This window comes from Psychrobacter sp. FME13 (assembly GCF_014861395.1).
In the GTDB taxonomy this organism is placed as follows: domain Bacteria; phylum Pseudomonadota; class Gammaproteobacteria; order Pseudomonadales; family Moraxellaceae; genus Psychrobacter.
The window spans coordinates 1-11,941 of record NZ_RRYV01000096.1 but is presented as its reverse complement, the minus strand read 5'-3'; the positions used below and the strand labels follow the sequence as shown (position 1 = coordinate 11,941).

Genomic DNA, 11,941 nt, shown 5'->3' with positions numbered 1-11,941 from the left:
TCAATCAGGCAGCTTAATTCTATTTATTAGGTGTCTTAAGTTTGGGAGGGTTACCATACTTATTTTCAATTTTGGCTAAGAGTGGCTGATAGGGTATATCGCAGTGAGGACAATTTGTCTGCAATACCCTATGATGCTCATCACAGTAAACTGACCAAGCTAATCGCCATCGGAGCTTTAAATGAGACTTTTCATTGTCGGCCATACAATCAGGACAATATGGATGTCCAAATCTCCCATATAGATGTCTGCGTGATAGTGGGAGTGTCCACTTTAAAGCGCTAGAACTATGTGAAATCAATCCCTGTTCTCTAGCAAAGCTTGTCAAAGTCTGTTTGTTAAACCTATCAACCGTCGTTTCTGCCAATATAGCCATATCCTCGTGAACATCAGGCTTTACGTATTCAAACCCTTTATCAAAATCATATCGATCTAACCTGTCATTTACGTGTTGCCAATAAAACCCCATAAAGGTAGTAAGAGTACACTTCTGAGAAAGTGACGCCCTTATAATCCATGAGCCTACACTCTCACCCTCTAAAAGTGGGGTTGAAAAGGTCAAAGGTTTTATCCAATAATTGTGCGAATTCCTCTTTTTGGTCGTAACCATGATTTATCCTCAATAGACTTAATCGTAATTTCTTCTGTCCCGTTAATAATGGCCTCTTTAGCACACTCGATCATTAACCTTTTAACATTACCTATGCAGCCACCGCTAATGCTATGTATGAGATTGAGTTTTGTAGGCTCTATCAGATTAGAGGGATTTTTAAGAGGCAAAACATGCTCAAAAGTACTCACTAATTTTCTAAATTCTCTATCGTTCTTCCATAGCAGTAACTCTGCGACATCAAAACGACTAGCATGCTGTGGGTCAGTATGCAAGATTCGGACAGCATCCTTAGTCCCACTTAGTACAATTGGTATTTGAAGCTGATTACATAAGTATTTTATGGTATTCATGATTTGGCGTTGCTGTCTTGCTGTACCTGTGAGCATTGAATGAATCTCATCGATAACAATAATTTTCACTTGAGTCTCAAGTAAAGAATGCACAACTTGATAGCGAAATTTAGTTGTTGAGTTGGATATATTGTAAGGCAACGATAAGGCATCAATGAGAGCAACATATAAGTCCTTCTCACTTGCTGAAGGCGGTGCTTGAATAGAAATAACAGGGACTACTAGATTTAAGTCATCATCAATATAGCTATCACCAAAACGTTTCACAAACTGCTTAATGATAGTAGTCTTACCATTATTTGAATCACCAATAATCAATAAGTTCGGCATACGGTGCTGTTGCACCATGTTCATCAGACCTTGCATATTTTCAATGACACGATTTGCTTTATCGTAACCAAACCAACGTGGAGTATCGATAAACTTAATCCGCTCCTCGTTAGACATCGTAGCGATATGGCGGAATTTTTCATGTATGTGCTTATGCGGTAATTTGTTCATTATTCAATATCCTCAAAATAACCTAAACCACTGTCATCGATACCTGAAATAGCATTAGATTGATAAGTGTCAGAATTAGCATTTTTCGGCTCTTTCAATGGCTCATAAAGCTCTTGCGATTTAACGTGAGATTTTCGACGTTGTTCTTTTCTGCGCTCTGACTTCGTTATACTCTGCGACTCAGAAACAATTGATTTCATATCATCCCAAGCACGATAGATAAGCTCGTCATTAACAGTGCCAGAAGACTCTTTAACCTGCTTCTTAAGAAACTTGTACTCCCAAAGACTCATAGCTGGTGTTGCTTGATTTGCTAGTGGAACTGAAAAATAGCTTTTAAGTAATGGATCAAAGAACCAAACGTAACTTATGTCTCTTGGATCTTGTCTAAAGATAAATTTAGTTTTCTTCTGGCTACTTTTATCCTCTAGTTCATTCACGAAGGAGTTTAAGCATGGGTCATAGTAGATAAGTCCATCAATTTTGACGCCATAACGCTGAATGGTGCGCTCTAGGCTCGGCATAAAGTCTAAAGTAAGCGTTTGCGGATCGGATGGTATAGCAGGTAAACCTGTACCTGCCTCGTAATCATTGCCAAATATACCTATCTTCCATTTTTCGTTTGGTGTTGTTTCTAAAGCTGAGTGAGTCGTTTCGTGGTAAACCTTTGTGATATAGGTCAGTACCCATTGCTCAAATTCAGCCAATGTCATGGAAGCATTTTTCTCAGAATCGTAAATATCTCTTTCTTTGATATTAGAAAAAGTGGTTCCTGGTAATTCGTGAACCTTTTGCATTACGTTACCAATCAGTCTTTCAATGTGTCCACCAAACTCAGGTCTTGCTACTGGTCTAAATTCAAGTTCAATGCCATGAAACATACACGACTTGCGCAGACTTTCTGCTCTAAAATCTGCTCCATTATCAACATGTATTTTAGTGGGAAATCCAAACACATCCCAACTAGCATCTGTAATACCATGCTCTAGTAACAATTCTGTTTTAGGCAGAATACTACGTGATAAACACATACCGACTGAGGTAACAGAAGGCGGGTCAAGCGAGATGTAATAGCCTGTAACCATTCGACTGTACACATCAATCGCTAAGGTAATATATGGCCGTCCAATGGGCTTCCTATGTTTGTCATCAACAAGAATAATGTCAGCAGGAGTATGATCAATTTGGATAACGCTTAGAGGATAGTCAGCCCCAGGGAAGGTACCTGGCTTAGGCGTAAATTTCTGTTTTGCTCTCTTGCGAAAACCTCGTCCTCTTAAGTAATTCTTTTCACTGATTTGTGAAATTCGTCTGCGAATAGTATTCTTACTGGGTTTATCAATACCTAGCTCATAACATCTTTTAAGTACTTCACGAATAGTTGATTCTTCGGTAGGGCGTTGTATCGTTAAGAAATGTTCGTTAATAACATCTTGAATCAACTTTTCAACATGCGGTTTCAGTTGATTGTCCCCTTTTCTTCTGCCACTTTTTCTATCGATGAGAGAAGCTATCGAGTTGGCTGACAAATATGCGTCTCGCCACCTACGTAAAGTTCTAGCAGATACATCCACCTCACTAGCGCGTTCATCAAGCGTTATAGAGGTTGAGTTTAAAAGTGGCTTAATAGCAATGTATCTTTCATGCGCCTTTTTCCAGTCATCATCACTGACTTCGTTGATATCAAACTTAATAGTCACATTATTAGTATCAACAATATTTTGAAAGTCATGGATACTCATAACTTTATTGCGCTGATTAGATAGCTTTTTAAATAAAGCCTGATTCATATCATCCATGAATTCAATTAATTGGTAGTCTTGTTTGTCTTGCCTATTTGTATAAACACCACCTAGAGCAAGTTGAACATAACTACGTTCAGGTTGACGCTCGTAAAAAATTTCACGAGTCATATTGGTTAAGTTCTTCATGTTATTCGGCATGCCAAATCTCCACTTTTTCACTACGTATATCGTTCCAAACGTCAAATCCAATTAGCTTATTCGCCATCAGATACCATATAAACTGACGACCTCTAGGGCGATAAATATCACCTTTGAAGTATCTTTCTAAGATGTATTCGACAGTCGTGTTATCTCTTAGTTCTAGATCTGCCAACACCGCTTTAACTTCTTCAGGAGCTGCATATAAATTCTTGTACTTTCTCAAGAAGTTGATGTTGTGAAAAGCTAGATGATGAATTCTATCTTCATCATAAATTGCAAATCTAAAGCCTTGATCTTTACTATACTTGATAGCTGCCTTCCATTTATCTGACCAATCACGCCAATTCTCTTGCCATTCTAATTTGGGTTTAACCTCAACGATTACTGATTTACCGTGGTCCTCGGAAAGTTGTACAAAATAGTCTGGCGTATAAGAGTGAGTACGACCATTTTTCTTAAAGGGAATAGAGACTGGCTGTGGCACTATGTCTATGACTTCCTTTCTGAAAGTCTGATAGCGTAAAAAATCACGCTCTAAAGTAGATTCATAAGCTATTGACTCACCCATAAAAGCGAAATGGCCCGATATACTTCTGTAGGTGGGTTTAATTTTACGAACTTGTTTCATATAAAAATCCTTTGGTAGTAAGTGTATTATGTTCTTTTTTGACAAGGTTTATCGATAAGAAAAACCTTTTTGACAAGGTTAGTCGTAAAATAGTGACAGAGTTTGATGGTAAAGTTTCTCTGAAGAGAAGATTTTTTGGTGGATAATTGACATGGTATATGGGAAGTGACAGGGGCTCGCGCCCAAAACCTGGTGAGATTACCCTTGCCAATAAAGGTGTGTTGTTTTTAGACGAGCTACCAGAGTTTGATCGCACGGTGTTAGAGGTGTTACGTCAGCCCTTGGAGGCTAAGCAAATAACCATCAGCCGTGCCAATTCTCAAATGACTTTTCCTGCAAGTTTTCAATTGGTCGCAGCCATGAATCCTTGTCCCTGTGGTTATGATGGAGATGCATCAGGACGTTGTCGCTGTCGGCCTGAACAGATTAAACGTTATCAAGATAAGCTATCAGGACCGTTATTAGATCGTATTGATTTGCATATCACTGTACCTGCTTTGCCGATTGCTGACTTGCAAAATGCCCAAGCAGGAGAGACTTCCGAACAAGTACGCGTTCGGGTCATTGCTGCTCATAAGCATCAGATGCAGCGGCAACAGAAGGTAAATAATGAGCTTAGCCCTAGCGAGGTTGATAAATATATCCAGCTAGGGGAGAGTGAGCAGCAGTTATTACAACTTGCTCAGCAGCGTCTAAATTTATCGGCGCGTGGCTACCATAGAGTACTGCGAGTCGCTCGTACCATCGCTGATCTGGCTGATAGTGATACCATCAACAGTGCTCATGTGTCTGAAGCACTCAGTTATCGTAGCAAGTGATTGGCTCATGGCTCTATCTCTACAATTATTCTAGTTTTACAATGGTTTTTATCCCACAAGATAAGCCACATAAGATGCAATTGAGCTTGTGGATGTTCTTGAGATGATGCTTATTTAAGTAGGTAGTCTTGCAGCGCTTTAAAGCTATCAAACGCTTCAGTCGGATTCAATTCGCGAATATCTTGTCCGTAGTTGTAGCCGTAAGACAGTCCAAGCGTGTCCATATTGGCGTTTTGTCCGGCCAATATGTCGTTTCTAGAATCACCAATCATCACGGCTTGTTCTGGAGCGACGTTTAACTTTCCACAGACATGTAATAGCGGCGCGGGGTCTGGTTTTTTGGTTGAGAGGCTATCACCGCCCAACACTTCACTGAACAATTCCTGCCAGCCAAAAGATTGTAAAATTTTTGGGACAAAACGAATGGGCTTATTGGTCACTAACGCCAGTGTATAACCTGCGGCTTTCAGTTGTTTTAATCCACTATCGACATCTGGGTAAGCGACAGTTTTGCTACCACTAAGGTTTTTATAAGCTTCAAAAAACACTTGCTCTGCGTGATCGGCTTTCTCAACCGTCAGCTCGCCTGCTAATACTTCTACCTTGCCAACTAGCGCACGTTCTACTAGCAACCGCGAACCATTTCCTATCCAGTTGCGTATTGTCTCGATAGGGTAGGTGTCCTTGCCCAGCGTGGTTAACATAGCATTGGTCGCATCAGCCAAATCGGGCACACTATCAATGAGTGTTCCGTCGAAATCAAAAATTAACAGTTGCTTATCCATTATTCCTCGCTATTTGAAACAGTTATATTTGTTATGTGTGTGGTATATAGTCAAAGAAACATAAAACCGATACGATTATATTATGGTGCTACTGGTACAAATTTTACTTGCTTGCTGTATTCACAGAGGCTGCGAAAAATTTATCCCAGCAGCACTGTAGCGATTTAAAAATACTTTGACTATAGAGCTTTGTACTATACCTTAGCACAGCCATCTTTTAGGGCTAGAGAATTCACTTTTTTAATTTTTTTAATATGACAAACAGAGGTAACTACTCAACCTCTTTATAACGCTCACGGCGTTCTTTTTTCATTCTTAAATAATCTTCGTTCTCACGACACTCGTCCCATTTCTGTTTAAATATACGGGCAGACTCTGCTTTGATAGGGTCTTCGACTTGGCGAGGTAACTCTTCACGACCATGTGCACCGCTTTGGCCTTTTTTATCATCAGGGACAGCGCCTTTGTATTTTTTGCCACCTTTGTGGTTGGCATAGCGGCGAGCACGGGTATAGCCCATTTGGATGAATTTACGAGCCATATCAGCACCGACAAAGTCATCGGCAGCCAAATAATCTAAGAACATCTGATAAATAGTATCGCTACTCTCGGTTGCGATATCAGGAGTAGCAAAGCGCCAGTGCGGTAGTATTTCCGATTTGTATGGCTCAACCAGTAACACGCCTTGCTCACCGCGTCCGACACGGTACAATTTAGGCTGTGCGCGCAAATCTAAATGCTCATAATCCAAGTCGTAATCAAACTCTCGCATAATATCACCTGTTCAGCATATCGATATTTAGTATACTGAACCGAGTTGTTTAAAAAACAGCCTAAAAATGTTGTTCAGCTGTGACCATCAGGAAACCAATCATGAATAAAATATCTATCGCTTATTCGATTTTCATAAAGTCATTAAAAAATATACTTATGATATCGACAGTACTGATGGGCCTACTAACCACCAATGCAGCCTATAGTGCGTGGTTCGACAAATTGATTCCAGAAGGTGAAACGTATACCGTGCGCGAGATAGATCGCGATCAGGCATTTGTGATTGATGGGTTTATTTATGATGCTCGTACGTCTTGTTTTTTAGCAGTGGGTGATCGGGTGGTGTTTTTTGAGGGGCGTCATGGTATTGATTACCGTGCGACTATTTATGATTTGGACTCGCGTGAGCGTTGTGAGTTGCTATTAAGAAAACGCCTATAGTTATTTCACTATAAAAATATTACTGCATTAACCTTGATTTAAGCATAAAAAAAGCCCCAAACATAATGTCTGGGGCTTTTTAGAATTCTTAAACGAATGGTGGCTCGAGGCAGGTTCGAACTGCCGACACACGGATTTTCAATCCGTTGCTCTACCGACTGAGCTATCGAGCCGTCTTCGTTGAGGCGCTATTAAACTAAATATAAGCACGACTGTCAAGTAGTTTTTGCATTATATCTAATAAAAGACGATAAATAGTCAGATATGGGCAAAATTAACCGTATCAGCGCTCGATTCAGTCTTTCACCCGTAGTAGCTCATACTCGCTCATAATACGATGAATATCGGTATCCACAGGCACAAACTCACGTACGCCTTTTTTTACTTCAATATCATAGACCAGCTTAATAAACTTGGCATCAATAGCGCGGCCACGGTTTTGCGCATGTACCGTTAAATACTGCAAGCGTTTAGCATTGGTCTGTCCATCATCAAAACAGGCGACAGCAGCGATCGGCTTATCATTGAACATGCCGACATAGAGATACTGCCCACGCTTAAACCCTTGCTCAATGAGACTGAGTACCTCTGTGCCGCTAGGCTGTGCATCATCGCTGTCATATAAGGCATGTAGACGCTCTGACAGCTCGTTTTCGCGGGCAGGTTTTTTAATCAGTGGTGCATCCAAGCTATTGATAGCGATCGCTTCTAAGGGCATGGCGGGGTCCTATAATTGGATATAGCGTGACATCATAGAGTCAACGTGGCTGATGATTGATAAAACTAAAGTCACTATTTTAGCAGAATGAGGTAAATTTGTGCGTGGTTTACGGCTTGGACATAGCAGTAAATGTTAGGGTTTGCTATGATGAAGGTAGACAACGCCTAAGGCGTGTAGACAATAATATTGTTCGTATCATATGTAACCATTGATAGATTTTTTTGTTATTCATTTATTCACTTATTTAAAGACTGGGCCGTATTATCGTCCTATTTTATTGACCGCTTTTCACTGATAAAAAACTGATAGAGAGTAGCCATGACAGCCAACGCAACTGAGCAAAATACACCAAAAAATGCAAACTTACACGGCCGCCCCGAGCGCATCGCGACCGTTGAGCGTATCACTGCCGAAACGCAGATCACTTGTACCGTCAATCTTGATGGGACTGGTCAAGGCACGGTCGACACGGGTGTACCATTTTTGGATCATATGATTGATCAAATCAAGCGTCATGGTTTGTTTGACTTAGAGATTAAATGTAACGGCGATACTTTTATCGATGATCACCATAGTGTAGAAGACACTGGTATTACGCTTGGACAAGCGTTTAATAAAGCATTGGGTGACAAAAAAGGCATCCGTCGTTATGGGCATTTTTATGCGCCACTCGATGAGTCATTAACCCGTGCGGTTGTTGATCTGTCAGGTCGTCCTGGCCTGCACATGGATATCCCTTTTACTCGCTCGCATGTGGGTAAATTTGATGTTGATCTGTTTAGCGAGTTTTTCTATGGCTTCGTCAACCACTCGTGGATGACTGTGCATTTGGATAATTTGAAGGGCAAAAACAGCCATCACCAAATTGAGTCTACCTTTAAAGCATTTGCTCGCGCCCTGCGTATGGCTTGCGAATATGATGAGCGTGCGCTAAACACCTTGCCATCGACCAAAGAGGCGTTTTAATGGCTAAAGTAATCAAAGTAGCACTATTAGATTATGGTATGGGCAATTTGCATTCCGCCAGTAAAGCACTGTCAGTGGTCGGGGCAGACGTCTCTATCACCAACGACCCAAAAGTCGTCGCTGCAGCAGACAAAATCGTTTTCCCTGGTGTCGGTGCCATGCGTGACTGTATCGCTGGCATGCACGATGCTGGGATTGATGAGGTCATACGCGATGCTGTATTTAACAAGCCTGTTATGGCCATCTGTGTGGGCATGCAGGCACTGTTTGCGCAGTCTGCTGAAAATGGCGGTACCGACTGTCTTGGCATCTTAAAGGGCACGGTAGAGGCATTTGACCCGACGTGGACAGATCAGCAAGGTGCAACCATCAAAGTACCGCATATGGGCTGGAATACCATCAGTGGTATGGATTTTGATCATCCATTGTGGACAGGTATCGAAGACAAGGCGCATTTTTATTTTGTGCACAGTTATTACTGCGAGCCTGCCGATCGCTCACAAGTGGCTGCGGTATGTGACTATGGTCAGCCGTTTTGTGCCAGTGTTATCCAAGATAACTTATTTGCAACGCAGTTCCATCCAGAAAAGAGCCACACTGCTGGCTTGCAGCTGTTAAAGAACTTCATCGAGTGGGATGTGTAAATTCGGATGTGTCCTAAATCTGAATCATAAGGGTTAAATAAGCTAAAAATAGCCAAATCGTTACCAAACTGCATCAAGCAACTTGTTAATATCTCGATATTATCTGTAATGACTTTTTCATTTGGCTGCCATTTGTCTCCTTTTTCAAAATGACTTCTTTTTTAAAGTGACCTTTTGTAAAATGAGGACACGCCCTAGATATTCGATTTGGCAGTCGAGTGGGTTATGTTTTATCCTCGCGCAAGAGAGTTTGCATGGTTGCAAGCTCTTTTTTTGTGTTTAGTTGTTTGCTACTGGTTTATATTTGGAATATATCGTGGATTTTACCGCCTTTAAAATGAGTATTATCGAAGCGACAGGGCTGGCAAAAGATGCCTTGCATATCTATGTCGGTGTCGGTGTGTATTTGCTGTGTTTAGTGCTGCTGCGACCTATCATCAAAAGCCAAGGTATTCGAGCGTTTGTCGCTTTGATTGTCGTGACTTGTATTGCGCTGTTGGGTGAGTACCTGGACAATCGAGAGACGATTGAATCGCTAGGCCTAACGGGTTTAAACCGCAAACAGATTATCGCGAGTATTCGTGATCTGATCAATACCTGCATGCTGTCTTATGTGCTGTATGGCTTAAACAAATGGACGACTATATTTCGTCCAACAAGTAAACCTAGATCACTGACTCAACGCTATAAAAAAACGGACTATTAAAGTCCGTTTTTTATTTTGCTATTTGAATTTATGATTCTAGCAGCTCATCTTATTTTTTGGCTTCATCATAAAGCTCACGCACCACTTCACCAATCACTTTAATGCCATCAGTTAGTGTCTGCTCGTCAGCCGCGATACTCATGCGAACACACTCATGTGCGTGCTGATAATCGCTGACATCGACACCAGGGAAAAAATACTGACTTGGCACAATGAGCGTACCTTTTTCTTTAAGACGCTCGTATAACTCCAGCGTGCTAATCGGCAAGTCTTTAAACCATAGCCATAAGAATATCGCGCCTTCAGGCTTATGGATCATCAGTGGGTAATCCCCCAATGCTTCTTTTAACAATTTCACAGCTAGGCTCGCCTGCTGCTGATAAAACGGTTTGATATCGTCATCAGACAATTGCTTGATACGGTCGTCTTTTACTAGTGGTGTGGCAATCGCTGCACCAAAACGCGTCGGCGCTAGATTGACCACCGCATTCATCGCGCTGACCGCTTCGATCACCTCCTTATCGGCAACGATGACACCAGTACGCATACCAGGCAGGCCAATCTTAGAGAGGCTAAAGCATAGAATCGTATTGTCGTCCCACGTTAGATTGACATCAGAGTAGATGATGTTAGGGAAGGGCATGCCGTAAGCGTTATCGATGATAAGCGGTATGTCATAACGTTTGGCAATCTCGGCCAGATGCGCCATTTCGTCATCGGTCAGCACGTTGCCAGTTGGGTTGGTCGGGCGTGAGCAGCAAATCGCACCGATACGACCTTTCTGTAGTGCTGGCAAGTTCTCTAATGCGTCAAAGTCCACACGATATTTAAAGAAGCCTTCCTCGCCATCATGAGTCACTTCATCGATATGTGGCAATACGGCTGCGAAATGCTGACCTTCGACATGCACGTCGCTATAGCCGATATACTCAGGGGTCAATGGCAGTAGAATGGATTTGTCGACAGATTGGCTCTGTTCGTCAGCGAAAGCGCCGCCGAATAGATTGAACAGATAGAAAAATGCATTCTGTGAGCCGTTGGTCAGGGCAATGTTTTCTGAGGTCAGATCCCAATCATAATGACGGTTAAAGAAGCTAACCAAGGCATCGATAAAGGCCGAGTCACCTTGCGGATTAGAGTAATTTGCCATGCTAATAATCGCGCTACTATTGGGTACGCCTGCGTCGTTATCCGTACCAAGTGCTTTATACGTCTCCAAAAATAGCTCATTCACGGCATCAATTTTGGCAGGGTTACCACCGCCCAGCATGTTGACCGGCTGATCGCTTTTTAGCGCGTCGCCTAGATCGTCCATCAATTGTGAGATGCCAGTAGGCTGGGTAAATTTTTGACCGAACTTTGAGAATTTCATAAGGCTACCATGCTGTTTGGGAGGGTGTTATAAGTTGGTATTTAACCGATAAAGTGGGGCTAGTATAGCAAATGAGGGCTATAAAATAAGCAAAGAGCATGGTTGATATTGGTTTATATGCTTATGCGCTCTATGAAGTGAAACACGCCCTCTAGGGGAATAGAAGGCGTTTCGATTAAGTTGAATACGTACGACAACAGGTGACGTATTAGACATACATATTCTTGCTTGTCAGCACCAAAATATTCATAATGATAAATGCAAGATAAGTTTTAAGAAAAAACTTTAAAAACACGTTACTACACCAAATTACAAATACAGAGAGTTGCTTGGTTATTAAAAAATAGGGTGGTGTGTCAGAAAGTATGCTGAAGAAATAAAGGAGGGTGACAGCCAAAGCAAGATGATATATTTGAGGTTATGAAGACACAAATAGATATCAGCTGCCCCGACTGTCACAGTCCCAGTTTAAAGAAAAACGGCATAAAAAGCTATGGCAAGCAGAACTACCAATGCAAGGACTGCAAACGTCAATTCATTGGTGACCATGCCTTAACTTATAAGGGCTGTCACTCTAAAATAGAAGACATCATACGGCTAATGACGGTTAGAGGTTGCGGTGTTAGAGACATAGCTATTATAGCCTCAGTCAGTATCGGTAAAGTATTGGGCACCA

General features: G+C 41.7%; 13 protein-coding genes, 1 tRNA gene and 1 pseudogene. 6 read left to right on the top strand and 9 right to left on the bottom strand.

Going from position 1 to position 11,941, the window contains the following annotated elements; translation table 11 throughout:
- Positions 1-19: 19 nt before the first annotated feature.
- The 4 genes from EI164_RS17505 to EI164_RS11060 are packed head-to-tail and all read right to left on the bottom strand — an operon-like array spanning position 20 to position 4,038.
- The gene (locus EI164_RS17505; protein WP_192520019.1) at positions 20-610 is read right to left on the bottom strand and encodes a TniQ family protein; all 591 of its coding nucleotides are present in this window, start codon (positions 608-610) and stop codon (positions 20-22) included.
- Complete coding sequence (locus EI164_RS11070; protein WP_192520018.1) at positions 568-1,464, bottom strand: TniB family NTP-binding protein; 897 nt, start codon at positions 1,462-1,464, stop codon at positions 568-570. The genes EI164_RS17505 and EI164_RS11070 overlap by 43 nt, the downstream gene beginning before the upstream one ends.
- The gene (locus EI164_RS11065; RefSeq protein ID WP_225739240.1) at positions 1,464-3,407 is read right to left on the bottom strand and encodes a Mu transposase C-terminal domain-containing protein; all 1,944 of its coding nucleotides are present in this window, start codon (positions 3,405-3,407) and stop codon (positions 1,464-1,466) included. The genes EI164_RS11070 and EI164_RS11065 overlap by 1 nt, the downstream gene beginning before the upstream one ends.
- On the bottom strand, positions 3,397-4,038 hold the full coding sequence (locus EI164_RS11060) for a TnsA endonuclease N-terminal domain-containing protein (RefSeq protein WP_192520017.1): 642 nt from the start codon (positions 4,036-4,038) through the stop codon (positions 3,397-3,399). The genes EI164_RS11065 and EI164_RS11060 overlap by 11 nt, the downstream gene beginning before the upstream one ends.
- A gap of 173 nt (positions 4,039-4,211) precedes the next feature.
- Here EI164_RS11060 and EI164_RS11055 point away from each other — a divergent pair.
- Positions 4,212-4,856: pseudogene (locus EI164_RS11055) on the top strand (ATP-binding protein); the annotation flags it as partial.
- 110 nt (positions 4,857-4,966) lie between these two features.
- On the opposite strand, the gene EI164_RS11050 reads toward EI164_RS11055, so the two are convergent.
- Positions 4,967-5,641, bottom strand: a complete 675-nt coding sequence (locus EI164_RS11050) for a phosphoglycolate phosphatase (RefSeq protein WP_192520016.1) — start codon at positions 5,639-5,641, stop codon at positions 4,967-4,969.
- A gap of 271 nt (positions 5,642-5,912) precedes the next feature.
- Complete coding sequence (locus tag EI164_RS11045; protein ID WP_192520015.1) at positions 5,913-6,413, bottom strand: DUF4385 domain-containing protein; 501 nt, start codon at positions 6,411-6,413, stop codon at positions 5,913-5,915.
- A gap of 101 nt (positions 6,414-6,514) precedes the next feature.
- Here EI164_RS11045 and EI164_RS11040 point away from each other — a divergent pair, with 101 nt between their 5' ends.
- Entirely contained in the window at positions 6,515-6,856 is a 342-nt protein-coding gene (locus EI164_RS11040; protein WP_192520014.1) for a hypothetical protein, read from the top strand.
- Between the two features lie 97 nt (positions 6,857-6,953).
- Here EI164_RS11040 and EI164_RS11035 read toward each other — a convergent pair.
- Both EI164_RS11035 and EI164_RS11030 read right to left on the bottom strand, forming a co-directional pair.
- Positions 6,954-7,029 (bottom strand) — tRNA-Phe (locus EI164_RS11035).
- Positions 7,030-7,151: 122 nt separating this feature from the next.
- A complete protein-coding gene (locus EI164_RS11030) occupies positions 7,152-7,574 on the bottom strand; it encodes a hypothetical protein (protein WP_192520013.1) in 423 nt (140 codons plus the stop codon).
- A gap of 321 nt (positions 7,575-7,895) precedes the next feature.
- Here EI164_RS11030 and hisB point away from each other — a divergent pair, with 321 nt between their 5' ends.
- From hisB to EI164_RS11015, 3 genes are all read left to right on the top strand, one after another.
- A complete protein-coding gene (gene hisB, locus EI164_RS11025) occupies positions 7,896-8,543 on the top strand; it encodes an imidazoleglycerol-phosphate dehydratase HisB (RefSeq protein WP_192520012.1) in 648 nt (215 codons plus the stop codon).
- Positions 8,543-9,187: an imidazole glycerol phosphate synthase subunit HisH gene (gene hisH, locus EI164_RS11020; RefSeq protein ID WP_192520011.1), complete on the top strand. Its 645-nt coding sequence runs from the start codon at positions 8,543-8,545 to the stop codon at positions 9,185-9,187. Before hisB ends, hisH begins: the two co-directional genes overlap by 1 nt.
- 316 nt (positions 9,188-9,503) lie before the next feature.
- Positions 9,504-9,893 (top strand): hypothetical protein, encoded by a 390-nt coding sequence (locus EI164_RS11015; RefSeq protein WP_192520010.1) that lies wholly within the window; start codon positions 9,504-9,506, stop codon positions 9,891-9,893.
- A gap of 49 nt (positions 9,894-9,942) precedes the next feature.
- Here the strand turns inward: EI164_RS11015 and EI164_RS11010 are convergent, their stop codons facing one another.
- A complete protein-coding gene (locus EI164_RS11010) occupies positions 9,943-11,265 on the bottom strand; it encodes a valine--pyruvate transaminase (protein WP_192520009.1) in 1,323 nt (440 codons plus the stop codon).
- A gap of 420 nt (positions 11,266-11,685) precedes the next feature.
- Here EI164_RS11010 and EI164_RS11005 point away from each other — a divergent pair.
- Positions 11,686-11,941, top strand: a 256-nt coding sequence (locus EI164_RS11005; RefSeq protein WP_192518970.1) for an IS1 family transposase, incomplete at its 3' end; no start/stop codon positions are given.

Excerpts from the sequence above, each read along its gene's own strand:
- EI164_RS17505 (WP_192520019.1), bottom strand. The coding sequence starts at position 610 with ATGGTTACGACCAAAAAGAGGAATTCGCACAATTATTGGATAAAACCT.
- hisH (WP_192520011.1), top strand. The coding sequence starts at position 8,543 with ATGGCTAAAGTAATCAAAGTAGCACTATTAGATTATGGTATGGGCAAT.
- EI164_RS11060 (WP_192520017.1), bottom strand. The coding sequence starts at position 4,038 with ATGAAACAAGTTCGTAAAATTAAACCCACCTACAGAAGTATATCGGGC.
- EI164_RS11030 (WP_192520013.1), bottom strand. The coding sequence starts at position 7,574 with ATGCCCTTAGAAGCGATCGCTATCAATAGCTTGGATGCACCACTGATT.
- EI164_RS11065 (WP_225739240.1), bottom strand. The coding sequence starts at position 3,407 with ATGCCGAATAACATGAAGAACTTAACCAATATGACTCGTGAAATTTTT.
- EI164_RS11010 (WP_192520009.1), bottom strand. The coding sequence starts at position 11,265 with ATGAAATTCTCAAAGTTCGGTCAAAAATTTACCCAGCCTACTGGCATC.
- EI164_RS11040 (WP_192520014.1), top strand. The coding sequence starts at position 6,515 with ATGAATAAAATATCTATCGCTTATTCGATTTTCATAAAGTCATTAAAA.
- EI164_RS11070 (WP_192520018.1), bottom strand. The coding sequence starts at position 1,464 with ATGAACAAATTACCGCATAAGCACATACATGAAAAATTCCGCCATATC.
- hisB (WP_192520012.1), top strand. The coding sequence starts at position 7,896 with ATGACAGCCAACGCAACTGAGCAAAATACACCAAAAAATGCAAACTTA.
- EI164_RS11045 (WP_192520015.1), bottom strand. The coding sequence starts at position 6,413 with ATGCGAGAGTTTGATTACGACTTGGATTATGAGCATTTAGATTTGCGC.
- EI164_RS11050 (WP_192520016.1), bottom strand. The coding sequence starts at position 5,641 with ATGGATAAGCAACTGTTAATTTTTGATTTCGACGGAACACTCATTGAT.